Source organism: Streptomyces sp. BJ20 (genome assembly GCF_022869105.1).
In the GTDB taxonomy this organism is placed as follows: domain Bacteria; phylum Actinomycetota; class Actinomycetes; order Streptomycetales; family Streptomycetaceae; genus Streptomyces; species Streptomyces griseoincarnatus.
Map to the genome: position 1 here is coordinate 2,602,893 of NZ_CP094918.1, position 22,496 is coordinate 2,625,388.

General features: G+C 71.9%; 21 protein-coding genes and 1 tRNA gene. 16 read left to right on the forward strand and 6 right to left on the reverse strand.

What is annotated here, in order from left to right; translation table 11 throughout:
• Window positions 1–59: 59 nt before the first annotated feature.
• A tRNA-Leu gene (locus tag MTR79_RS11865) sits at window positions 60–144 on the forward strand.
• 150 nt (window positions 145–294) lie between these two features.
• On the opposite strand, the gene MTR79_RS11870 is transcribed toward MTR79_RS11865, so the two are convergent.
• Entirely contained in the window at window positions 295–1,392 is a 1,098-nt protein-coding gene (locus MTR79_RS11870; protein ID WP_244790071.1) for a vWA domain-containing protein, read from the reverse strand.
• 496 nt (window positions 1,393–1,888) lie between these two features.
• Here MTR79_RS11870 and MTR79_RS11875 point away from each other — a divergent pair, with 496 nt between their 5' ends.
• The 14 genes from MTR79_RS11875 to MTR79_RS11940 are packed head-to-tail and all read left to right on the forward strand — an operon-like array spanning window position 1,889 to window position 13,519.
• Complete coding sequence (locus MTR79_RS11875) at window positions 1,889–2,320, forward strand: cupin domain-containing protein (protein ID WP_086700962.1); 432 nt, start codon at window positions 1,889–1,891, stop codon at window positions 2,318–2,320.
• A complete protein-coding gene (locus MTR79_RS11880) occupies window positions 2,317–3,348 on the forward strand; it encodes a methyltransferase (protein WP_086700963.1) in 1,032 nt (343 codons plus the stop codon). Before MTR79_RS11875 ends, MTR79_RS11880 begins: the two co-directional genes overlap by 4 nt.
• Window positions 3,345–4,388 carry a class I SAM-dependent methyltransferase gene (locus tag MTR79_RS11885; RefSeq protein WP_244790073.1) on the forward strand — a complete coding sequence of 348 codons (1,044 nt, stop codon included), beginning with the start codon at window positions 3,345–3,347 and terminating at the stop codon, window positions 4,386–4,388. Before MTR79_RS11880 ends, MTR79_RS11885 begins: the two co-directional genes overlap by 4 nt.
• Window positions 4,389–4,390: 2 nt before the next feature.
• Window positions 4,391–5,677, forward strand: coding sequence for a beta-ketoacyl-[acyl-carrier-protein] synthase family protein (locus tag MTR79_RS11890; protein ID WP_244790075.1), 1,287 nt, complete (start codon window positions 4,391–4,393; stop codon window positions 5,675–5,677).
• A complete protein-coding gene (locus MTR79_RS11895) occupies window positions 5,674–6,912 on the forward strand; it encodes a beta-ketoacyl-[acyl-carrier-protein] synthase family protein (protein WP_086700968.1) in 1,239 nt (412 codons plus the stop codon). The genes MTR79_RS11890 and MTR79_RS11895 overlap by 4 nt, the downstream gene beginning before the upstream one ends.
• Window positions 6,891–7,316 carry a holo-ACP synthase gene (acpS, locus tag MTR79_RS11900; RefSeq protein WP_244790077.1) on the forward strand — a complete coding sequence of 142 codons (426 nt, stop codon included), beginning with the start codon at window positions 6,891–6,893 and terminating at the stop codon, window positions 7,314–7,316. The genes MTR79_RS11895 and acpS overlap by 22 nt, the downstream gene beginning before the upstream one ends.
• Before the next feature lie 37 nt (window positions 7,317–7,353).
• Entirely contained in the window at window positions 7,354–7,602 is a 249-nt protein-coding gene (locus tag MTR79_RS11905; protein WP_086700971.1) for an acyl carrier protein, read from the forward strand.
• A gap of 4 nt (window positions 7,603–7,606) precedes the next feature.
• On the forward strand, window positions 7,607–8,059 hold the full coding sequence (locus MTR79_RS11910) for an SRPBCC family protein (RefSeq protein WP_086700972.1): 453 nt from the start codon (window positions 7,607–7,609) through the stop codon (window positions 8,057–8,059).
• Window positions 8,056–9,255: a methionine adenosyltransferase gene (gene metK / locus MTR79_RS11915; protein WP_244790079.1), complete on the forward strand. Its 1,200-nt coding sequence runs from the start codon at window positions 8,056–8,058 to the stop codon at window positions 9,253–9,255. The genes MTR79_RS11910 and metK overlap by 4 nt, the downstream gene beginning before the upstream one ends.
• A 37-nt stretch (window positions 9,256–9,292) precedes the next feature.
• A complete protein-coding gene (locus MTR79_RS11920; RefSeq protein ID WP_086700975.1) occupies window positions 9,293–10,276 on the forward strand; it encodes a carbohydrate kinase family protein in 984 nt (327 codons plus the stop codon).
• Complete coding sequence (locus MTR79_RS11925; RefSeq protein ID WP_244790081.1) at window positions 10,273–10,791, forward strand: isoprenylcysteine carboxylmethyltransferase family protein; 519 nt, start codon at window positions 10,273–10,275, stop codon at window positions 10,789–10,791. Before MTR79_RS11920 ends, MTR79_RS11925 begins: the two co-directional genes overlap by 4 nt.
• A 13-nt stretch (window positions 10,792–10,804) precedes the next feature.
• Window positions 10,805–11,644 (forward strand): cyclase family protein, encoded by an 840-nt coding sequence (locus tag MTR79_RS11930; RefSeq protein ID WP_086700978.1) that lies wholly within the window; start codon window positions 10,805–10,807, stop codon window positions 11,642–11,644.
• The gene (locus MTR79_RS11935; RefSeq protein WP_244790083.1) at window positions 11,641–12,912 is read left to right on the forward strand and encodes an acyltransferase domain-containing protein; all 1,272 of its coding nucleotides are present in this window, start codon (window positions 11,641–11,643) and stop codon (window positions 12,910–12,912) included. The genes MTR79_RS11930 and MTR79_RS11935 overlap by 4 nt, the downstream gene beginning before the upstream one ends.
• A 19-nt stretch (window positions 12,913–12,931) precedes the next feature.
• Entirely contained in the window at window positions 12,932–13,519 is a 588-nt protein-coding gene (locus tag MTR79_RS11940) for a TetR/AcrR family transcriptional regulator (protein ID WP_189363635.1), read from the forward strand.
• 206 nt (window positions 13,520–13,725) lie between these two features.
• On the opposite strand, the gene MTR79_RS11945 is transcribed toward MTR79_RS11940, so the two are convergent.
• The 4 genes from MTR79_RS11945 to MTR79_RS11960 all read right to left on the reverse strand — a co-directional run bounded on the left by MTR79_RS11945 (window position 13,726) and on the right by MTR79_RS11960 (window position 19,306).
• Complete coding sequence (locus tag MTR79_RS11945) at window positions 13,726–14,925, reverse strand: FAD-dependent oxidoreductase (RefSeq protein ID WP_244790085.1); 1,200 nt, start codon at window positions 14,923–14,925, stop codon at window positions 13,726–13,728.
• Window positions 14,926–14,957: 32 nt separating this feature from the next.
• Window positions 14,958–16,529 carry an MFS transporter gene (locus MTR79_RS11950; RefSeq protein WP_233229624.1) on the reverse strand — a complete coding sequence of 524 codons (1,572 nt, stop codon included), beginning with the start codon at window positions 16,527–16,529 and terminating at the stop codon, window positions 14,958–14,960.
• Between the two features lie 60 nt (window positions 16,530–16,589).
• Window positions 16,590–17,231 (reverse strand): response regulator transcription factor, encoded by a 642-nt coding sequence (locus MTR79_RS11955; RefSeq protein ID WP_233229625.1) that lies wholly within the window; start codon window positions 17,229–17,231, stop codon window positions 16,590–16,592.
• A 668-nt stretch (window positions 17,232–17,899) separates the two neighbouring features.
• Window positions 17,900–19,306: an MFS transporter gene (locus MTR79_RS11960; protein WP_189363636.1), complete on the reverse strand. Its 1,407-nt coding sequence runs from the start codon at window positions 19,304–19,306 to the stop codon at window positions 17,900–17,902.
• 426 nt (window positions 19,307–19,732) lie between these two features.
• On the opposite strand from MTR79_RS11960, the gene fusA reads away from it, so the two are divergent.
• Window positions 19,733–21,787 (forward strand): elongation factor G, encoded by a 2,055-nt coding sequence (gene fusA, locus MTR79_RS11965; protein WP_244790088.1) that lies wholly within the window; start codon window positions 19,733–19,735, stop codon window positions 21,785–21,787.
• Window positions 21,788–21,894: 107 nt separating this feature from the next.
• Here the strand turns inward: fusA and MTR79_RS11970 are convergent, their stop codons facing one another.
• A complete protein-coding gene (locus tag MTR79_RS11970; RefSeq protein ID WP_244790090.1) occupies window positions 21,895–22,365 on the reverse strand; it encodes a hypothetical protein in 471 nt (156 codons plus the stop codon).
• Between the last annotated feature and the right edge of the window lie 131 nt (window positions 22,366–22,496).

Consider the following 22,496-nt stretch of genomic DNA (forward strand, 5'->3'; position numbering starts at 1 on the left):
ACCTTGGTATGGTTGTCCATGTCGCCGCGGGGGATCACCCCGCACGCGGCAGACACCTTGTCCGGGTGGCGGAATGGCAGACGCGCTAGCTTGAGGTGCTAGTGCCCTTTATCGGGCGTGGGGGTTCAAGTCCCCCCTCGGACACTTTCTCCTTCGAGGGCCCCGACCGGACGGTCGGGGCCCTCGAAGCGTGTCAGGGGCACCGACCGGTCAGGACGGCTCAGGCGGCCTTCCCCACCGGCACCGTGATGTCGGTGATCAGCGGCCGGCCGTGCAGGGCGAGGCCGGTCGAGGTCAGAGCAGCACGAGCAGCCTGGTCCCCGGAACCAGCTTCCGGTTGACCGAGGTCGACTGGACGAACACCGTGTAGGCGTCGTTGCTCCCCGGCGCCACCGTGACCTCGGTCGCGGGCAGGCCCAGGAGCCGGCGGGCGGCGGGGCCGGTGAACACCTTGCCGGTCGTGCGGCCGGTCGCCGGGTCCTTCTCCGCCACGGCTATCTGCTTGTTCGCCTGCACCTTCTCGCGCTTGGACAGCTCGTAGAAGGCGCAGCCGGTCTTGTACGGATGCCCGGCGCTGGTGACGAATTCGCGGATCGACGTGCGCTGGTCCACCGGGATGAGCACGTACTTGCCGGCGTCCAGGGCCTGGAGGTTCGACGCCACGTCCGCCGCGCTCAGGTCCTGCCCCATGGCGAAGAGGTTCCGCGTGCCCCGCACGCCCTGCTCGCGGTCGCGCAGGAACCTGGTCGCGGCCGTCTTGACGGCGCCGATCGCCTCCTCGACGCCCTGGTCGGAGTCGGCGTCCCAGATCGAGATGTTGCCCGTCGGGAACCCGTACTGCTGGGCGGTGCGCTTGGCCAGGGAGTTCGGCACCATGATGGCCGACGTCCAGTGGTCGGGCAGGGTGTTCATCTTGTCGGCGATCCTGCTCCGCCACTCGTCCAGGACGGCACGCCCGTCGGGCATGAGGTCGTGTCGCGCACCCGTCGTGTCGGCGCCGGAGGCGTTCTCCTCGCCGTCGGTGACGACGACCTGGAGGAAGCTGTGCTCGCCGTACTCCTCCCATATGTGCCCGAGGTCGTCGAGCGCCTTCACCGACGCCTGGATCAGCGCTGTCGCGCCGTTCTCCACGGTGTACAGGCCCCGCATGGACGGCAGATGCTTCACGTCCATGTCCCACACCAGGTTCTCGACGAGGTGGTCGAAGGCGTAGAGGCTGATCCGCGTCTCGTGCCCGAGCCGGTCCGACTCCTCCGCGAGCCCCTTCACGAACTCGTCGACGACGCGCACCAGTTGCTCCGAGTGGCCCCGCATCGAACCGGACTTGTCGATGACGAGAGCGACGTGGTTCACGAAGTGCTTCTTCAGCCGGTCCTTCACCGTGGCGCTCATCGCGTCCATCCCTTTCCCCTCGGACCGTCAGGGAGCTCCCCAACGCCCTTCTCCGCAGGCGGACGTGTCCGTCCGAGGCGTGAACCCCCGGATGGATCTTGGCCCGTCCAGATGATGGCTTCACCTTAGGGAGGGGCACTGACAACGGGGGTGAGCTGCGGCAAGGTCCCGCCCCCGACAGTCGGCGGTCGCGCTCCCGTCCACAGGCGGATCACGGAGTCCCGGCCGCCGTGCCTTCAGCGTCACCTTCTCAGCGACGACGTGATCCCGTCCGTCCCGGCCCCGTGGGCGTTTGTCCCCGGTGACGGCCGGACAATCGCCCGGCGCGCGCAGTGGCCCTTGCCCGTCGAGACGGCCCGAGAGGCTCACCTAGATTCGGCACCGGCGGTCGACAAGGCCGAAAGCCGGCACGGTCAGGAACCGGCCCGGCGAGGACCTGTCGCGTTCCGCCCGCGATCCGCAATGAGAAGTCCCCCGGTGAAAAGAAGGGTGTCGGATGAAACGCGTGCACCGGACACAGGTGAAGGCCGAAATCGTACGGGAGCCGGGTGCCAAGGAGACGACGCACCGCAAGCTCATCGACACACCGGACGGTGCCGACCGGTTCGTCCTCACCGAGTTCGAGGTGGCGCCGAACGGTTCCACCCCGCCCCACTTCCACGAGTGGGAGCACGAGATCTACGTGATCGAGGGCTCCATGGGCCTCGTCATGCCCGACCAGGGCCGCACCGAGCAGGTCGGCCCCGGCGATGCCGTCTTCATCCCGCGCAACGAGCCGCACGGCTTCGTGACCGGCCCCGACCAGACCTGCCGGTTTCTGGTGGTCGCCCCCACCGAGCGGCCCCCGGTGCGCAACGTGTTCCTCTCCGAGGACCCCTACGAGTACACCCAGCTGCCCGAGTACACCAGCCTCCTGGAGGGCAAGTGACCGCCGCGACGCCTGCCCGGGAGGATTCCTCCCGGGTCCACTCCATCCTGACCGCCTACCTCCAGTCGAAGGCGGTGTTCACCGCCCTCGACCTGGGCGTCTTCGAAGCCCTGGACAAGGCGCCGCGCACCGTGGAGGACCTGGCCGGCGAGCTCGGCCTCAGTCCGCGCCCCACCCGGGCGCTCCTCGTCGCGCTCAAGGGCCTGGAACTCGTGCGCGTCGAGGGCGGGACGTACCGCAACAGCGAGGAGGCCGACCGCTATCTGGTCGCCGGGCGGCCCGACTACATGGGCGGCTTCGCCGAGCACCAGGACTCCCACTTCGGCCACTTCGCCCGGCTCGACGAGGCCGTGCGCGCCAACGCCTCGCTCAACCAGCGGGTGCTGAAGAAGGGGTACCGCGACCAGGGCGCCGCGGCCGGTGAGGGCCGCGAGGGCACCGGCCGGCTCATCCAGGCCATGCGGGTCAGTTCCCGCCTCCAGGCGGACAGGCTGGCCGCCGCCGCACCCCTGGGCGACGTGCGCCACATCATCGACCTGGGCTGCGGCTCCGGCGACTACTCCATCGCGCTCGCCGGGCGCCACCCCGGGCTGCGCGTCACCTCCCTCGACTACCCCGCCGTCACCGACCTGGCCCGCGCCAACGTGGCGGAGGCCGGGCTCAAGGACCGGATCGACGTGATGCCCGCCGACATCATGGAGGACGCCTGGCCCGAGAGCGACGCCGTCCTGCTCTCCCACGTCCTCGACGGTTACGGTCCCGAGCGGGCCGCGCACCTGGTGAAGCGGATCCACGCCCATCTCCCGGACGGCGGGCTGCTGCTGGTGCACTCCCACATGCCGTCGCTCGCCTCCGGTCTCTTCCCCTCCATGTTCGGGCTGATCCTGCTGGTCAACACCGAGGAGGGCGAGGTCCGGGACGTCGACGAGATCCGCTCCTGGGTGGACGCCGCCGGATTCCGGAACGTGGAGACCAAAAACGTGTCCGCGCTGTCCGGGCTGCTCGTCGCGACGAAGGGCTCCGGGTGACGGACACGTCGACGCCGTCGGCCTCCGTCGCCACGGCCCTCGCCCGCTACACCGAACTGCCTGATCCCGCGCCGCTGCTGGCCCTCAACTTCGGGTTCGCCCGGGCGAGGGCACTGGGCGCGGCCCTGGACCTGGGCGTGTTCACCGCCCTGGCCGAGACCCCGCGCACCACGGCGCGACTCGCCGACGACCTGAGCTGCGACGCGCGGGTGCTGGGCGGGCTGCTCGAGGTGCTCGAGGACTTCGGGCTGGTGTCGGGTGACGGCGGAGCGGTCTGGACGCCGACGGGGACGGCGCACGCGTACCTGGTGGAGGGGTCCCCGGCCTACCTCGGGGACCACTTCGACGAGGTGCTCGCGCAGTGGGACCGCTGGAGTGCGCTCACGTCCCTCGCACGCTCCGGCGACCGCGGCGGCGACCTCGGGGACCCGGCCGGGCGCGGGCGGCACCAGGGCATGTTCGCCGGCGCCTTCCCGCTCGCCGTGCGGATCGCGTCCGGCGTGGTCGCGGCCCTGGGGCCGGCCGACGCCGGCCGGGTCCTGGACTTCACCTGCGGCAGCGGGGAGTGGGGCATCGCGCTGGCCGGCGCCGACCCCCGGGCGCGGGTGACCGCACACGACCATCCGGCCCTCCTCGCCGTGGCCCGCGAGCGCGCGGCGGAGTTCGGGGTCGCCGGACGGTTCCGTTTCGTGGCGGCCGACTTCGGGGGCACGCCGTTCGCGGAGGGCGAGTTCGACACCGTCGTCATGGCGCATGCGGGCCGGTTCGCCGGCCGGCGGACCGCCGCCCGGATGATCCGCGAGTGCGCCCGCGTACTGAGGCCCGGCGGCACGCTGCTGCTCGCCGACATCATGCGGACGCCGCCGGGCCGGCCCCCGCTCGGCCGTCCCATGCTCGCGCTCAGCCTCCTGGTGAACACCGAGAACGGCGGCCTGCCCGAGGCCGACGAATACCGCGCCCTCATGGCCGAGGCCGGTATCACGGCGAAGGAATGCGTCACCCGCGGGCTGGTGACGGCCCTGACGGGAGAAAGGCAGTAACCATGCGAGAAGTGGTCGTCACCGGGCTCGGAGTCGTCAGCCCGGCGGGAACAGGAAAGGACGCCTTCTGGGACACGGTCTCGGCGGGCAGGAGCGTCACCAAACCGCTTTCCGACATCACCAGTTCCGCCCTGTTCAAGGAATTCGCCTTCCTCTCCGACGCGGTGGCGGAGGTACCCGGCTTCGAGGAGCAGATACCCTCCCTGCCGCCCGAGGTGCAACGGCTCGACAGGTACGTGCAGTTCGCCGTCGCGGCCGCCGCCCAGGCCATGCGGGACGCCGGTCTCGAGGCCGGCGGTCACGCGGCCGACCGCACCGGCATCTCGCTCTCCACGGCGATCTGCGGCACGCCCAAGATGGAGGAGGAGTTCCTCGCCGTCACGGACGAGGGCCGCAAGCCCATCGACCCGGCGAAGGCGGGCCGTGACCTGTACCTCGCCTCCATGTCGAACACCCCCGGCACGGTCCTGTCCGCCCTGTTCGGCGCGCAGGGCCCGTGCGTCACCCTGTCCACCGGCTGCATCGGCGGCATCGACGCGGTCGGCCACGCCTTCGAGACCATCGCCCACGGGGACGCGGACGTGATGATCGCCGGAGCCACCGAGGCGCCCATCACCCCGGTCACCGTGGCCTCCTTCGAGATCATCAACTGCCTCTCACGTGCTCACAAGGACCGGCCCGAGGCCGCCTCCCGCCCCTACGACGACGGGCGCGACGGCTTCGTGCTCGGCGAGGGCTGCGGCGTCCTGGTACTGGAGGAGGCGGAGCACGCACGGGCCCGCGGGGCGACGCCGTACCTGCGGATCGACGGCTTCTCCCACACCTCCAACGCCATCCACATGACCGACCTGCTGTCCGACGGCGCCGACCTGACCCGTGCCATGAGCCAGGCCGTCGAGCGCGCCGGACTGAGCCCCGACGACATCGACCACGTCAGCTCGCACGGCAGCTCGACCCGGCAGAACGACACCTGCGAGACCAGTGCGCTCAAACTCGCCCTGGGCCCGCGCGCCCGCGCGATACCGGTGAACTCCGCCAAGTCCATGCTGGGCCACGCCCTGGCCGCGGCCAGCGCCATGGAGCTCGTGTTGTGCGCCCTGGCCTGCACCCACCGTTTCGTGCACCCCACCGCCAACTACGAGAACCCCGACCCGACGTGCGATCTCGACTACGTGCCGGGCACCGGACGCCCCTGGGACGGCGAGGTCATCCTCAAGGACGCCAGCGGCTTCGCCGGACTGCACGCGGCCCTGGTCGTCGGCGCGGTCCGGGAAGGAGGCCGGCGATGAGCGTCGTCATCACCGGAATCGGCGCGGTCACCCCGGCCGGCACGGGCCTCGACCCCCTGTGGGAGGGAGCCAGGGAAGGGGTCGCGCACGTCACCGCCATCGACCGCTTCGACGCCTCCGCGTACGCCTGCCCGGCCGCGGGGCAGGCCGGCTTCGACGCCGATGCCGAGCTGCCGTCCCGGTTCGTCAAGCGCACCGACCGCTTCACCCACCTGGCCGTCCACGCCGTGCGCCAGGCCCTCGAGGAGGCCGGCGTCGCCATCGGCACGGACGTGACCCCCGAGCGCACCGGCGTCATGGTCGGCAACATCCTCGGCGGCTGGGAGTTCGCCGAACGCGAGCTGCGCAACCTGTGGACCGACGGTCCACGCGCGGTCAGCCCCTACCAGGCGACCGCCTGGTTCCCCGCCGCCCCCCAGGGCAACATCTGCATCGACCAAGGCGTCAAGGGCCCGGCCCGCACCTTCGTGGCCGACCGAGCGAGCGGCGCGTACGCCCTGATCGGCGGCGCCGAGGCGCTGCTGCGCGACCGCGCCGACGTCGTCATCGCGGGCGGTGTCGAGGCGCCGCTGTCCCCGTACGGCTGGCTGTGCCTGGAGACCAGTGGGCTCGGCGCCAAGGCCCGCGGCACGCTCACACCCGACGAGCTGTACCGGCCCTTCGACGCCGGACACGGCGGCAGCGTCTTCGGTGAGGGCGCGGTGTTCCTGATCCTGGAGCGGCGCGAGCACGCCGAACGCCGGGGCGCGACGATCCTCGGCGAACTGGCCGGCTGGGGCGTGAGCACCGACGGCTACATGCCGTACTACACCGTCGAACCGACCGGCCAGGTCCTCGGCCGTGCCATGCGCACCGCGGTCGACCGGGCCGGCGTCTCGGGCGAGGACCTGGGAGCGGTGTTCGCGCACGGCTCCGCGATCCCCTTCGAGGACGTCACCGAGGGCTATGCGCTGCACGAGGCCTTCGGACCGACCGCGGCCCACGTGCCGGTCACCGTGCCCAAGTCCGGCTTCGGTCACCTGCTCGGCGCCGCCGCGCCCGCCGACGTGGCGCTGGCCCTGAGAGGCATGCGGGAGGAGACGGTCCCGGCCACCGTCAACCTCGGCCGCCCGGCGCCGGGCATCGATCTGGACCTGGTGCGCGGCGAGGCCCGGCCCGCCCCCGGGTGGGAGCACACGCTGGTGGTCTCACGAGGGCTGGGAGGTGTCAACGCGTGTCTGGTACTGAGGCGTTGACCGGGCCGGTGACTCCGGACGTACCCGGTGTGCGGGCGGTGGGCATCGACGTGGTCGGAGTCGGCCGGCTGCGCACCATGCTGGAGCGACGCGGGCAGCCGCTGCTCGACCGGCTGCTCACCCCGGCCGAACAGGCCCTGTGCCAGGGGGCGTCGGCGCACCACCGCGCCGCCTGTCTGGCCGGCCGGGTGGCGGCCAAGGAGGCCGTTCGCAAGACCCTCGGCGGACACGGCGCGGGGTGCGCGTGGCGGGACGTGGAGATCGGCCGGGAACCGTCCGGGGCGCCGACGCCCCGGCTGACCGGGCGGGCGGCACGGGCGTTCGAGACCGCCGGGCTCAGCCGCCTGCACCTGAGCATCACGCACGAGGCCGGTGTCGCCGTGGCCATCGCCGTGGCCGTGTGAGACGCGACGAGAACGAGTGAAGGAGTCAGTGAACCGGATGAACGTTCGGGAAGAAGTGGTCGACGTCCTGCGAGGCATCGGCTTCGACGCCGGGGAACTCGAGGACGGCCGGCACCTCAGCCGCGACCTCGACATCGACTCGACCGAACTGGTGGAGATCGTCGTCGCCCTGGAGCAGCACTTCGGAATCGACATCGACGCCGAGGCCGAGGGCGGTTTCACCACCTTCGGTGACCTCGTGGACTGCGTGACGCGCCTGCTGCCGGCCGCCGCGGGAAGGGGATGAGACAGTGCCGCGCATCGAGAACAGCATCGTCGTCGAGGCCGACGCCGGACACGTGTTCGACGTCACCAACGACATCTCCCGCTGGTCGGAGATCTTCGACGAGTACAGCGACGCCAAGGTCGTCTCCCAGGAGCGCGAGGGCCGCTGGAGCGAGATCGTCTTCGAGCTCACCAACGCCGAGGGGGCGAGCTGGCGTTCCTGGCGCATCCTGGACCACCGCGGACTCGTCGCGGTCGCCGAGCGGCGTGACCCGCTGTACCCGTTCCGGTACATGCACCTGAGGTGGACCTACCAGCCGGTCCCGGAGGGCACCCTGATGACCTGGGTCCAGGACTTCGAACTGGACGAGAAGTTCGACGTGCCGCTGGAGACCGTCCTGGAGCGGATGAACGTCCACACCCGCCACAACCAGGCCGGCATCAAGCAGAAGATCGAGTCCGGAGCCGTACGACCGTGACCCGGCGCCTGTTCACGTCGGAGTCGGTCACCGAGGGACACCCCGACAAGATCGCCGACCAGATCAGCGACGCGGTCCTGGACGCCCTGCTCGCCCAGGACCGCGACGCCCGGGTGGCCGTGGAGACCCTCGTGACCACCGGTCAGGTGCACATCGCCGGCGAGGTCTCCGGCCGTGTCGGCATCGACGCCGCCGCCGTGGCACGGGAACGGATCCTCGCCATCGGCTACGACTCCTCCGCCAAGGGCTTCGACGGCGCGAGCTGCGGGGTGAGCGTCTCCCTCGGCCGGCAGTCGCCGGACATCGACCGGGGCGTGTCGGACGCCTACGAGTCCCAGATCGAGGGACGCGCGGACGCACTGGACCGGCTCGGCGCCGGCGACCAGGGACTGATGTTCGGCTTCGCCTGCGACGAGACGCCGGAGCTGATGCCGCTGCCGATCACCCTCGCCCACCGGCTGTCCAAGCGCCTGTCCGACGTGCGCAGGAACGGCACGGTCCCCTATCTGCGTCCGGACGGCAAGACGCAGGTCACCGTCGAGTACGACGGCGACCGCCCGGTCCGGCTGGACACGGTCGTCATCTCCAGCCAGCACGCGCGCGACATCGACCTGGACACGCTCCTCGCCCCCGACCTGCGCACCCACGTCCTCGGCCCCGAACTCCACGCGCTGGCCGACGTCCTCGACGTCTCCGGGGTACGGCTGCTGGTCAACCCGACCGGCCGCTTCGAGGTCGGCGGCCCGATGGGCGACGCGGGAGTCACCGGCCGGAAGATCATCGTCGACACCTACGGCGGTATGGCCCGGCACGGCGGCGGCGCGTTCTCCGGCAAGGACCCGTCCAAGGTGGACCGGTCGGCGGCGTACGCGATGCGCTGGGTCGCCAAGAACGTCGTCGCGGCCGGCCTGGCCGCCCGCTGCGAGGTCCAGGTCGCGTACGCCATCGGCACCGCCCGCCCCGTCGGCCTGTTCACGGAGTGCTTCGGCACCGAGACCGTGCCGGTCTCCGCGGTCCAGCGTGCCGTCACCGAGGTGTTCGACCTGCGGCCGGCGGCCCTGGTGCGCGATCTGGACCTGCTGCGCCCGATCTACTCCCGGACCGCCGCCTACGGGCACTTCGGCCGCACCGGCCCGGAATTCACCTGGGAGGTCACCGACCGGGCCGACAAGCTCCGGCAGGCCGCCGGGGTCTGACCCCCCGCACCGCCGCACCACCTCAGGAGGCTCCAAGGTGCGTATCGCCGTCACCGGGTCCATCGCGGTGGACCATCTCATGTTCTTCCCGGGCCGCTTCACCGAACAGCTGGTACCCGACCGGCTGCACAGCGTCTCCCTGTCGTTCCTGTGCGACCGGCTGGAGACCCGGCGCGGCGGGGTCGCCGCCAACATCGCCCTGGGCCTCGGCCGGCTGGGCCTGACGCCCCTCCTCGTGGGTGCGGTCGGACCCGACTTCACCGACTACCAGGTGTGGCTGAAGCAGCACGGCGTCGACACCGACTCCGTGCTCGTCGTGCCCGGTGGGCACACGGCACGGTTCGTCTGCACCACCGACGCCGACCACAACCAGATCGGCGCCTTCCACCCCGGGGCCATGGCGGCGGCCTGCACCATCTCGCTGCACGAGGTGGCCGAGCGGGCCGGGCCCCTCGACCTCGTGGTCGTCTCGCCGAACGACCCGGCGGCGATGCTCCGGCACACCGAGGAGTGTCGCACCGCCGCACTGCCGTTCGTCGCCGATCCCTCGCAGCAGATCGCCCGTCTGAACCGCGCGGACGTGCAGTTCCTGCTGACGGACGCCCGCTGGCTGTTCACCAACGAGTACGAGTCGGCGCTGCTCCAGGAGAGCACCGGCTGGACCGCCCGTGGCGTCCTGGAACGGGTCGGGACCTGGGTCACCACGCTCGGCGCCGCCGGGGTGCTCATCGAGCGCTCCGGCCACGAACCGGTCGTGGTGCCCGCCGTCCCCGACGTCACGGCCGTCGAGCCCACCGGCGCGGGCGACGCGCTGCGCGCCGGGATGCTCGCCGCCGTCGCCCGGGGAGCCCCGGTCGAGGCGGCGGCCCGGCTCGGCTGCGTCCTCGCCTCCTTCGCCCTGGAGTCGGTCGGCACCCAGGAATACACGGTGGGTGCCCGTTCGCTCGCCGCCCGGCTCCGCGGCGCTTACGGGGAGCGTGCGGCGACCGCCCTCGCCCCCGTGCTCGGGAGCCTGCCGTGAGCCGTGTACGGACACTGCGCGCCGAGCCCCTGCTGATCCCCCTCGTGGTGGCCGGCGCGGTCCCCTCGGCACTCGGACTGTGGCTGCCGGGCCCCCCGCCCCCGGGCGGGGACGGACTCCGCGTGACCGCCGGGCTCGTCCTGGCCCTGCTCGGAGCCTGGATGGCCGCGGACGCCGTGGACCGCGTCTACCTGCGCCAGCCCACCCCCCTGGGCGACCGCCCGCCCGAGCGGCTGGTCCGGTCGGGCTGGTACGGGGTGATCCGGAACCCCATGGCCGCCGGGATGACCCTGCTCCTGGCCGGTGAGGCCCTGCTGTGGTCCGCGACGGCCGTCCTGGTCTGGGCCGCTTTCGTCCTGACCGTGTCCTGCGTGACCACCGTCCGGATCGAGGAGCCGGGACTGAGGGAGGCCTTCGGGGAGGAGTACGCCGCCTACCGGCGTGCGGTGCCCGGGTGGATCCCCGGCACGTCGAGGACCACCGGCCGCCGTGCCGCGGACCGGCGCACGTACTGAGTGAGGAGTAGCCGTGTACGTCGACCTGAGCATTCCCGTCAGCCGCCGGGCCCCCGGGGTCGAGTTCGAGCAGTGGCTCCACCGGGACGGCATCCGTCATCTCTCCCGCCGCATACGGGCGTTGCCCGGCGACAGCCGCAGGGACCGGCTGGTCAACCACTGGCGGTGGCTCACCGGCCGCCGCCGACTGCGCCCGCACGACCTGCCGGACGGCTGCTTCCTGTCCAACGAGTTCTACCGCATGTCCGTGCACCAGGGCACGCACGTGGACGCGCCCTTCCACTACGGACCCGAGTGTGAGGGGCGCCCCGCCAAGAAGGTCATGGACCTGCCCCTTGAGTGGTTCCGCGGACCCGGGGCCGTGCTGGACGTCCGGGCCTGCGGGAACAAGGTGACCGCGGCCGACGTCAAGGAGGCGCTGGCGGGCTCCGGCGCACGCGTCGGGCCCGGAACCGTGGTGCTCTTCCGCACCGACTCCGATCTGCGTCTGGGCACGCCCGAGTACTACACACGGTCCACGGCGATCACCCCCGGGGCCGTCGACCACCTGCTGGACCTCGGCGTGAAAGTCCTCGGCACGGACTGCTGGAGTTTCGACGGGCCCGCCCGCGACATGGTCGAACGCTACTACTCCTCGGGGGACCGTGATGTCCTGTGGCCGGCCCACATGCACGGCAGGCGGAGGGAGTTCGTGCAGATCGAAGGGCTCGCCAGGCTCCGGGAGATCCCGGAGGGGCCCTTCACCTTCACGGCCTTCCCCGTGGCCCTGGCCGACGCGGGCGCGGCCTGGTGCCGGGCGGTGGCCGAGACGGGCCGCGCCGGCGACGGCCCGGGGCCGGAGCGGCGGCCGTGACCGCGGACCACGGCACCCGTCTGCTCCTGCTGTCCGCCACCGGTGCCGGGAAGCTGGCCGGCCTCGCACGGGACACCGCGGTCCTGCTGACGCGGCCCGGCGGCCCTTCGCTGCCGGAGGTGTGCGCACGCGCCGCCGACGGCCCGCACGCCGCGCACCGGCTGAGCGTCATCGGACGCACCGCCGAGGAGGTCGCCGCCCGCCTCGACGCACACCTGGCCGGGGAGACGGTCCGCGAGGTGCACACCGGGGTCGCGGACGGGCCCGCGCGCGTCGCGTTCCTCTTCAGCGGCCAGGGCGCGCAGTTCGCGGGCATGGGACAGGGGCTGTACCGCACCGAGCGGGTGTACAGGGAGACGTTCGACCGCTGCGCGGATGCGGCCCGGCCGTTCGTCTCGACGCCGTTGCAGCGCCTTCTCCACCCCGATGCGGAGCCCCACGTCGTGCACCGCACGGCGCACGGCGCGCTCGGTACCTTCTGCGTGAGCACGGCCCTGGCCGAACTGTGGCGCAGCCGGGGCGTCGAGCCCGCGACGGTGCTCGGCTTCAGCTCGGGCGAGTACGCGGCCGCCGCCTGCGCGGGCGCGCTCCGGGTGGAGGACGCGGTGCGGCTGCTCGGTACGGAGATCACCCTGGCGGAGCGGGTCACGGACGGCGCGATGGCGGTCGTCGCCCTGGACGAGCACACCGCACTCGACGTGCTCGAGGACTTCGAGCCGACGGTGGGGATCGCGGCGGTCATCTCACCGGCGGAGGTGTCGCTGTCGGGGCGGGCCGCCACCCTGGACCGGATCACGCAGCGGCTGGCCGCCTCGGGAATCCGGGTCAGCAGGCTTCCGGTGCCGGCGGGACTGCACTCGCCTCTCCAGGAACCGGCACTCGGTGAACTGGCCGCCGTCGCGAAGGGGGTGCGCACCTGCGTTCCGCGCGTGCCCTTCGTCTCCACCGTCACCGGGCGACTGCTGGAGGCCGGACAGCTCACACCGGTGTACTGGGGGCGGCACATGCGTGGTCCGGTCCGGTTCCTGGACGCGATACGTGTGATGGACGCGATGGGAATACGCGCCTTCCTGGAGCTCGGGCCGGGACGGGCGCTGGTGGGGCTCGGCGCCCGCTGTCTGCCGGGCGGCGGACGTCTCTGGCCGGCCTCGCTGGGCCGCAGCACCGACGGCACCGGGACGATGCTGGACGCCCTCGGCCGGCTGTACACGGCCGGGGCGCCGGTGAGCCGGACCGCGGTCGGCGCGGGGGCCCGTCCCGCTCCTTGACGCAGATATAATCCGCGGAATGATTCATGGAGAAAACACTCGGTCGGCGCCGGGAAGGCCGCGCAGTGCGGAAGTGTCCCGGGAAATCGTCCTGGCGGCACTCGCGTTGTTGCGGGAAAAGGGGCCGACGGGAGTCACCATGGAAGCCGTGGCCCAGCGCTCCGGGGTCGCGAAGACCACGATCTACCGGCGTTACAAGAACCGTTACGAGCTGCTGCGTTCCTCCCTGGCCTTCGTGGAGGACATCCCCGAGCCGCCGAGGGGAATTCCGACCCGGGAACGACTGAAGAATTTGCTTGAGCAATTCAGGCGCGGTGTCGAGGACGTGGTGGGGCTGCGCGCCCTTGCCGCCGTATTGCACGGCGACGAGGACCCGGAATTCACACAAGCCTTCCGCGAGACCATTCTGCGTCCTCGCCTGGACGTCATGCTCGGAGCGCTGCGTACGGGGGAGGCGGAGGGGGAGCTGCGGGCCGGCGTGGACCACGAGACGGTGGTGAGCATGCTGGCGGGCTCCTACATAGCCCGCTCCGTCACTCAGGGCACCCCGCCGTCCGACTGGGCGGATCGGGTCCTGGACGTGGTCTGGCCGTCGATCCGCGCCTGACACGGTTCCGTGGCCCCACCGCGTCCGGGCCGCCCCCGCGCGGCGCGTCCGGCCGCCCCGCCCGGTGGGGCCGTCGTCCCGAAGTGCCCGCGCCGCGCGTCACGCCGGCGGGCGAACTCGGGGCACCCTCGGGTCCGAGGGCCGGCGTCGCCGGGGCGACCGCTCGCGCCCCGGCGGCGCCTCCGCCGCACGGCACCCCGCACCGGTCAGTCCACGTGCTCCGGGCGCAGGCCGACGCCGATGAACTGGGCCGTCCAGCGGGTCAGGAAGGGGAAGCGGCGGACGACGCGGGCGGCCAGGGGGCGTTCCACCGTGGTCCTGCGGTCCTTGGGGTACAGGTCGGCCAGCATGTGCACCTGGGCCGTCTGCACCGCCCGCACCGGCAGGGAACGACGGCGCTGCACCGCGGCCAGATCGCGCCGGTCGGGGGTGCGGCCGGCGCGCAGCACCGGACCGAGCATGCGCGCGGCGGCCACGGCGTCCTGCACGGCCAGGTTGATCCCCACCCCGCCGGCCGGTGACATCGCGTGGGCGGCGTCGCCGATGCACAGCAGCCCCGGCCGGTGCCAGGTGCGCAGCCTGTCGACGCGCACGCTCAGCAGCTTCACCTGGTCCCAGTCGGTGATCTCCCGGCCCAGACGCGCGGCGAACGGCCCGTGCACGGAGGTCACGTCGGCGCGCAGTCGGTCCAGACCCTCCGAGCGGACCGTGTCGTAGGCACCCTGCGGGATGACGTAGGCGATCTGCCAGTACTCACCGCGGTCGATGGTGACCAGCACGAAGCCGGGGCCCGTGTGCAGGAAGCTCATGGTTTCGCCCGGCTCCCTGCTCAGCCGGAACCAGAGCACGTCCATGGGCGCGGCGGACGCCGAGACGGGCAGCCCGACGGACCGGCGCATGGTGGAGTGCCGGCCGTCGGCGGCGAGCACGAGGTCCGCCCGGACCTCCAGGGGCCCGTCCGGCGTCACGGCCCGCACCCCGCGGACCCGGTTGCCCTCCCGGATCACCCCGGTGGCCTCGGCCTTCTGGAAGAGCCGGAACGTGTCCAGTTCCTGCCCCTTGCGCGCGAGGAAGTCGAGGACGTCCCACTGCGGCATGAACGCGATGTACGGGTGCGCTCCGCGGATCTTCGCGAAGTCGGCGAAGACGGTGGGGCCCGCGGGCGTCTGCACGGTGATGGTGCTGACCTTGCTGTGCGGGATCTGCAAAAACTCGTCGATCATCCCCAGTTCCTCGATGATGCGCAGGGTCGAGGGATGCACCGTGTCCCCGCGGAAGTCCCGCAGGAAGTCACCGTGTTTCTCGAGGACGGTCACGTCCACGCCCTGTCGGGCGAGGAGCAGTCCCGCCATCATGCCCGCGGGGCCACCGCCGACGACGACGCACCGGCTGGTCAGGGTCTGCACTGTCTGCTCCTGTGGTTGACGTAGCGCGGGGATCAGTGCCCCGCGGCGATCGGAAGGGGCTCGCCGTCGGGCCCGGCGGTGACGAGGTCGCGGCTGCGGATCAGGGGGAGGACGAGCACCGCCCCCACGAAGGCCACCACCGCGGCGACGGTCAGGATCGAGTTGAGGCCGTCGACGAACGCGCCCTGCGCCGCTCCGGCGAACACTTCGCGCTGCTCCCCGGGCAGCTGGGCGAGTGCGGGACCGACCTGCCCGGAGGCCACCGCGTGGCCGAGCTCGCCGGCCCGCGCCTCCAACGGGGTGCCCGCCAGCGCGTCGTGCACCCCGTCCCGCACCCGGTCGGCGAAGACGGAGCCGAGCGTGGCCACCCCCACGGCGATGCCAAGAGAGCGGCAGGTGTTGCTCAGCCCGGAGGCCACGCCGACCCGGGCCGGCTCGACGGCGCCCATCGCGGCGGCGACCACGTTCGGGTTGACCAGGCCGACACCGAGACCGGTGACCAACTGGCCGGCGAGCAGGCCGGTCCAGTCGTCCGAGGCGGAGATGTCGCCCATGAGCAGCAGTCCCGTACCGATGCAGGCCAGGCCCGCGGAGACCAGCCAACGGGCCGGCAGCGAGGTTCCCAGGCGGGCCGCCGCCGCGGACGCCACGAAGATGGAGAGGGTCAGCGGCAGCAGCCGCAGTCCCGCGGCCAGTGGTTCGTGGCCCAGCACCGTCTGCAGGTACAGGGTGAGGTACAGAAGCAGGGCGAACGCCGTCGTGCTCATGGCCAGGACGCCCAGCGCGGCGCCCGTGGTGGTGATCTTCTCGAACAGTTCACCCGGCAGCATGGGGTCGCGCCGGATCCGTTCCACGACGACGAAGGCGGCGAGGGAGACGCCTGAGACGATGAACGCGCTTACTACCGGGGTGCTGCCCCATCCCTCCTCGTTGGCCCGTAGCAGGCCGAAGGAGAGCGTGCCCAGGGCGGTGCCGAGGGTGAGGAACCCGGGCCAGTCGATGGCGCCCGGCCGCTCCGCGCGGGACTCCTCGACGCGCATGACGGTGGCGACGAGGGCCAGGATCCCGACCGGAAGATTGACCAGGAAGATCCACCGCCAGCCGACACCCTCCACGAGGATCCCGCCGGCGAGCGGTCCCACGGCCAGGGCGGCGCCGCTGACCGCGCCCCAGACGGCGAGCGCCACGTGACGTTCCTTGTTGTCCGGGTGGGCGGCGGCCAGCAGCGCCAGGGACGTGGCCAGCAGGGCGGCGCCGCCGACCCCTTGCAGGACGCGCGCCAGGTTGAGCATCAGCGGACTCTGGGCGACCCCGCACAGCAGGGACGCGAGGGTGAAGACGGCCATCCCCCACGAGAAGACGGCGCGTCTGCCGAACCGGTCGGCGAGCGATCCCGCCGTGAGCAGGGCGGCCGACAGCGCGACGGCATAGGCGGCCACCACCCACTGCAGATCGGTGAGGGACGCGTCGAGCGCCTCCTCGATGTCGGGTAGTGCGATGTTCACGATCGTGACGTCGAGCAGCAGCATGAAGCTGCCCACCGACACCACGCACAAGGTCCACCATCGCTTGAGCACGACGCCGCCCTCCCAGTCCGGAGTCAATACGATACGCTACGGGTAGCGTATCGTATTAGCTCGTGGGTGAACGTGGACGAAGGGGGGTCAGGTTTTGGCTGCCGACTGCGGGTGGAGCTCCGGGCAGCGCAGGGCGTACAAGGCGGTCTGGAGGCGGTTGCGGGTGCCCAGTTTGGCGTAGATGCGGCTGAGGTAGTTGCGTACGGTCTTGGGGGTGATGCCCAGTCGGGCGGCGATGTGGTGGGTCTCCTGGTCGTCCGCGACCAGGAAGAGGATCTCTCGTTCGCGCCGGGTCAGCAGGTCGAGAGGTGAGGCGTCGCGGCTCAGGCCGCCGGATACGAGTTCGAGGACCTGTCCGGCGGCCGCGGCGGACAGGGCGACGCCTTCGCGGTGCACGGTGAGCAGTGTGTCGCGCAATTCCTGGGCGTCGATGTCGCGCGAGAGGTAGGCGTTGGCGCCGGCCACGAAGGCCTCGCGCATGTGGATCGGCTGCCGGCTGGACGCCAGGACGATGATGCGGACGTGCCGTGAGGTCTGGCGGATCGCTCGTGCGGTGTCCATGCCTCCGTTTCCGCCCGCTCCCGGGCCCATCACGACAAGGTGCGGGTGATGCCGCCCCAGGTGGCGCAGTGCGGTGGCCTCGTCGTGCGCGACGGCCACCACCGAGAACTCCTTGAAGCTTTGTAGTAAATTTCGGAAACCTTCGGCGACCAGCCGTTCGGTGTCCATGAGTAAGATCCGAATCGATGGCATCGGCGACCCTCCGTCGTATTCACGATCGTGAAGAGAGTGCGCGGGTGCATCGAGATGCCCCCGTTGTCGGCCTGTCCTCCGCTGTCGGAAAATGGGCCCACTGTCGATCGATACTACACGACGGTGCCTACTATTTTCGGACAAGGTCGGGAGTTGATGCGGGTGTAACGCGTGCTTATTGCAGGCGGCATTCGCCATTCTTGTCATTTCCTGCGCGCCGGTAATTGAACGTCCGACTTTCTCTCCTTCGCGTGACAGGCGTGATTCGGCCGGTGTTGAGGGCGGCCGGCGGATGGGTAAGGCGTTTCCCCGCCGTGTGCGACGGGTCGTACGGTGCTGCCCGCCATGGCCCGCCGGACGGCCAGGAGGATCCGTGGCCCCCTCGCCACCGTCCGCGGCCTCCCCGATCCGCGTCGACGCCGAACGGTGCCGCCGGCACCGAGGGGAATCCCCGTACACGACCGGCGTGCGCACCGGCGTGGTGCCGTCCACGACGCCCGTTGCCGCCCGCGGGGCGCGACCGGAGCGTCACCGTTCTCGCCGCCGGCGGCTGTGCGCGAACCGGTGCCCCCGCGAGGACGCACCGCGGCCCCCTTCCGCTCCCTGACGGGGGGCAGGGGGCCGCGGTGCGGGTGCCGGATGGCTCAGGAGACCGTGGCGAGGGCCTCGTCCCGGCCGGAGGCGTCGCCGCCCTCGCCCTCGTCGAGGCCGACGTCCTTCGTCTCCTTGCCGATCAGCAGCGCCACCAGCGTCAGCAGCGCCATCGAGGACAGGTAGACGCCGACCAGCCACGGGGAGCCGTCGGCGGCCTCCCACAGGGCCACCGCGATGAACGGGGCCACGGCCGCGCCGAGGATCGAGCTGACGTTGTAGGAGATGCCGGAGCCCGTGTACCGCACGCTCGTCGGGAACAGTTCCGGCAGCAGCGCGCCCATCGGGCCGAACGTCATGCCCATCAGCGTGAAGCCGAACACCAGCCACAGCACCACACCCACGGTGCCGAGGCCGATCAGCGGCACCCAGACCAGGCCGAAGACCAGGATCCCGGCCGTGACCGCGATCAGCGTGGCGCGCCGGCCGTAGCGGTCCGCGAGCGGACCGGAGACCAGGGTGAACACCGCGAAGAACAGCACACCGAAGATCATCATCAGCACGAACGTCGTGTACTCGTAGCCCAGGCCAGGCACGGCCGCGTCCTCCGCCGTACGGCCGTAGCTCAGCGAGAACGTGGTCATCAGGTAGAAGAGCACGTAGGTCGCCAGCATGAAGAACGTGCCGAGGATCAGCTGCTTCCAGTGGTTCCGGAAGACCGTGGCCAACGGCAGCTTCCGCACCAGGCCCGCCTCCCGCGTCTTCTCGAACACCGGCGCCTCGACCAGGCGCATCCGCACCCACAGGCCGATCGCGACCATCACCGCCGAGAACAGGAACGGAATGCGCCAGCCCCAGTCGAGGAAGGCGTCCGACGGCTGGGACGGGTCGGCGCCGGCCGCGGACGGCAGCAGCGCGCCGATGACCAGGAACAGGCCGTTGCCGATGATGAAGCCCAGCGGGGCGCCCAGCTGCGGGAACGTGCCGTACAGGGCGCGCTTGCCCTTCGGCGCGTTCTCGGTGGCGACCAGGGCCGCGCCGCTCCACTCGCCGCCGAGCGCGAAGCCCTGCGCCAGCCGCATCAGCACCAGCAGCGCGGTCGCCACCCAGCCGGCCTGCGCGTAAGTGGGCAGTACGCCGATGAGGAAGGTGGCGATGCCCATGGTGAGCAGGGAGGCCACGAGCGTTCCCTTGCGGCCGAGGCGGTCGCCGAGGTGACCGAAGACCACCGCGCCGATCGGCCGGGCGACCATCGCGGCGCCGAACACCGCGAAGGACGAGAGCAGCGCCGTGGTGGGGTCGCTGCTGGGGAAGAAGAGCGTGGGGAAGACCAGTACGGCGGCGGTCGCGTAGATGTAGAAGTCGTAGAACTCGATCGTCGTGCCGATGAGGCTGGCGACGAGGACGCGCGACCGCGAGTTGACGGAAGTCGGGGCCGGACTGGTGGTTGGTGCGGGCATTTCACGGTCTTTCCACGGGGACGATCACTCCACATTCTCAGAAGGTCTCACGTCTCAGGAACGGCGTTCCACCATGTGAGACAATCTCCGTGTGACCTGCGGCGAAAATTGCGTGGCCCCGCGGTCGCTCGTCTCCCTACACTCGCCGGGCAGGCGCCCACCGCCCCCTGTCGGCGGTGCGCGCGATCAGATCCGACCTGGGAGGGAGTCCGGCCGTGCGTGTCCACACCGCTGTCGCCGCCGCTCCCCGTTCCCGGTCCCGCCGGTCCGTGGTGATCCTGGTGTCTCCGGCCGCCCGGTGCCCGCTGCGCGGCCGGCACCGACTGCCCTGACGCACGTCCGACCGCCCCCGACCGGGGTTCTCCGCGCCGTGCGCCGAGGAAATCGCGCTGCCCTTCTCCGGTTCCATCCGAAAGGCCACGGGCCATGCGCACCACCGACACCCTCGCCGTCGTCCGCAACCTCGGCATCCTCGCTCACGTCGACGCAGGCAAGACCACCGTCACCGAGCGGATCCTGTACGCCACCGGCACCACCCACAAGCGTGGCGAGGTGCACGACGGCACCACCGTCACCGACTTCGACCCGCAGGAGCGCGACCGGGGCATCACCATCTTCTCCGCCGCCGTGACCTGTTCCTGGGACGGTCACCGGATCAACCTGATCGACACCCCGGGCCACGTCGACTTCGCCGACGAGGTCGAGCGTTCCCTGCGCGTCCTCGACGGGGCGGTCGCCGTGTTCGACGCGGTCGCCGGGGTGGAGCCGCAGAGCGAGTCGGTGTGGCGGCAGGCCGACCGGCACGGTGTTCCGCGCATCGCGTTCGTCAACAAGATGGACCGGGCCGGCGCCGACCTCGACGCCGCCGTCGCCTCCGTGCGGGAGCGGCTGCACCCTGCGCCGCTCGCCGTACAGCTCCCGGTCGGGGCCGAGGACGCCTTCACCGGCGTCGTCGACCTGCTCGGCATGCGTGCCCTCACGTGGAGCGACGACGGCGAGGCCCGCGATCCGGTACCCGTGCCGGACGCGCTGCGCGAGGAGGCGCTGCGGCGGCGCCGGCTGCTGGAGGAAGCGGTGGCGGAACTGCACCCGGCCGCGCTGGAGGAGTTCTGCGACACCGGCGCGCTCCGGACCGGGACGATCACGGCGGCCCTGCGGGACCTGACCGCACGCGGTGAGGCCGTGGTCGTGCTGTGCGGCTCCGCCTACCGCAACCGCGGGATCGAGCCGCTGCTGGACGCCGTCCTCGCCTACCTGCCGTCGCCGCTGGACGTGCCGCCGGTGCGCGGCACGCACGACGGCGCCGAGCAGGAGCGGACCGCCGACCCGGCTGCGCCGCTCGCCGCCCTCGCGTTCAAGGTGAACGCCACCGCCACCGGTCGCCTCACCTACCTGCGCGTGTATTCCGGAACGATCGAACAGGGGGACACCGTGTGGGACGCCACCGCCGGCCGCGCCGAGCGCGTCGGACGCATCCTGCGCGTCACCGCCGACCGGCACGCCCGCCTGGACCGTGCGATCGCCGGCGACATCGTCGCCGTGGTCGGACTGAAGGGCGCCCGCGCCGGCGCCACGCTGTGCGCGCCGGACGCCCCGCTGATGCTGGAGCCGCCCGGCACCGCCGAGCCCGTCGTCTCGGTCGCCGTCGAGGCGCTGCGCGGCACGGACGCCGGACGTCTGGCGTCGGCGCTGGCCCGGCTCGCCGAGGAGGACCCCTCGCTGGTCGTGCGCACCGACACCGAGACAGGCCAGACGGTGCTGTCCGGCATGGGCGAACTGCACCTGGAGGTCGCGGTGGAACGCGTCCGACGCGACCATGGGCTGGGCGTCAACGTCGGCCGCCCGAGGGTGAGTCACCGGGAGACCGTCGGACGCGGGGTGTCCGGCTTCGTCCACCGCCACGTGAAACAGGACGGCGGGGCCGGGCAGTTCGCGCACGTCGTGCTCGACGTGGAGCCGCTGGACGACCCCGAGCGGGGCTTCGAGTTCCGTTCGACGGTCGTCGGCGGCCGCGTGCCGCAGGAGTACGTCCGTGCGGTCGAGGCCGGCTGCCGGGACGCGCTCACCGAGGGCCCCCTCGGCGGGCACCCGGTGACGGGCCTGCGGGTGACGCTCACCGACGGTTCGACGCACGTCAAGGACTCCTCCGACACCGCGTTCCGCGCCGCGGGCCGGTTCGGTCTGCGGGACGCATTGCGGACGTGCGTGATGGTGCTGCTGGAGCCGGTCGCCGAGGTCACGGTCACCGTGCCGCGGGACGCGGTGGGGTCCGTACTCGGTGACCTGGCGGCGCGGCGCGGCCGGGTGAGCGGCTCGGACACCCGGGCGGGCGCGGCGGTCGTCACCGCGACCGTGCCGCTGGCCGAACTCTTCGGCTACGCGACCCGGCTGCGCAGCCGCACCCAGGGCCGCGGCACCTTCACCACCCGGCCGACCGGCTATGCACCGGCGCCGGCGCCGGCGACGGTGCCCGCCCGGTAGCGCGAGCGTCGGCCGACGTCGGCAAATCGAACGGTGGCCCCTCTCGCATGCGGACGCGGGAGGTGCCACCTGGGCGCGGGGTACGGCGGACGATCAGTCCGCTGCCCTCACCACCAGGGGGTGCACTTCGTCTGCCCGGCGTTCTTAAGGTAACCGCACGCCCGGAAACGGTAGTTGCTGTTGCTGCTCGTGCTCTTCGCGGCGCTGGTCTTGGACGTCCCCGGGCCCCGGTTCACGGCGAACGGCCCGCACTGGAGCCACGTCGACCCGCCGTCCGTCGTCCAGTCCATCCACACCAGATCGTTGTTGACGGTCGTACCGCTGATCTTGGCCCATCCCCGCTGCACGCCCCGGATGGTGCCGTAGTGGAGAGTGACGCTGCGGCCCGCTCCCATGTCGATGGAGCGGGCCACCGTTCCGGACGCGTCGTCGGAGATGTCGACGAACCCGTTGCGGCCGCCCTCGCAGTCGGAGGCCGCGGCCTGTGCGGAGCCCGCCGGTCCGGCGATCGCCAGACCGGCGCCCAGTGAGACCGCGGCGACCGTGGCAGCAAGGCCGCTGAGCAGGCGCTGCTTCATGGTGTTCCCCCTTCGTGGTCCTGCGTGGATCGCTGTGTTCGCTCCCCATGGTTCGCGGTCACGGCATGCGCGGCCACAGCCTTCGAACGTGCTCGAACGTCCCTGGCCATCCGCGTGGGTCATGTCCGGTC

Excerpts from the sequence above, each read along its gene's own strand:
- MTR79_RS11960 (WP_189363636.1), bottom strand. The coding sequence starts at position 19,306 with ATGCCCGCACCAACCACCAGTCCGGCCCCGACTTCCGTCAACTCGCGG.
- MTR79_RS11970 (WP_244790090.1), bottom strand. The coding sequence starts at position 22,365 with ATGAAGCAGCGCCTGCTCAGCGGCCTTGCTGCCACGGTCGCCGCGGTC.
- MTR79_RS11940 (WP_189363635.1), top strand. The coding sequence starts at position 12,932 with ATGATTCATGGAGAAAACACTCGGTCGGCGCCGGGAAGGCCGCGCAGT.
- MTR79_RS11875 (WP_086700962.1), top strand. The coding sequence starts at position 1,889 with ATGAAACGCGTGCACCGGACACAGGTGAAGGCCGAAATCGTACGGGAG.
- MTR79_RS11895 (WP_086700968.1), top strand. The coding sequence starts at position 5,674 with ATGAGCGTCGTCATCACCGGAATCGGCGCGGTCACCCCGGCCGGCACG.
- MTR79_RS11890 (WP_244790075.1), top strand. The coding sequence starts at position 4,391 with ATGCGAGAAGTGGTCGTCACCGGGCTCGGAGTCGTCAGCCCGGCGGGA.
- MTR79_RS11955 (WP_233229625.1), bottom strand. The coding sequence starts at position 17,231 with ATGGACACCGAACGGCTGGTCGCCGAAGGTTTCCGAAATTTACTACAA.
- MTR79_RS11905 (WP_086700971.1), top strand. The coding sequence starts at position 7,354 with ATGAACGTTCGGGAAGAAGTGGTCGACGTCCTGCGAGGCATCGGCTTC.
- fusA (WP_244790088.1), top strand. The coding sequence starts at position 19,733 with ATGCGCACCACCGACACCCTCGCCGTCGTCCGCAACCTCGGCATCCTC.
- MTR79_RS11870 (WP_244790071.1), bottom strand. The coding sequence starts at position 1,392 with ATGAGCGCCACGGTGAAGGACCGGCTGAAGAAGCACTTCGTGAACCAC.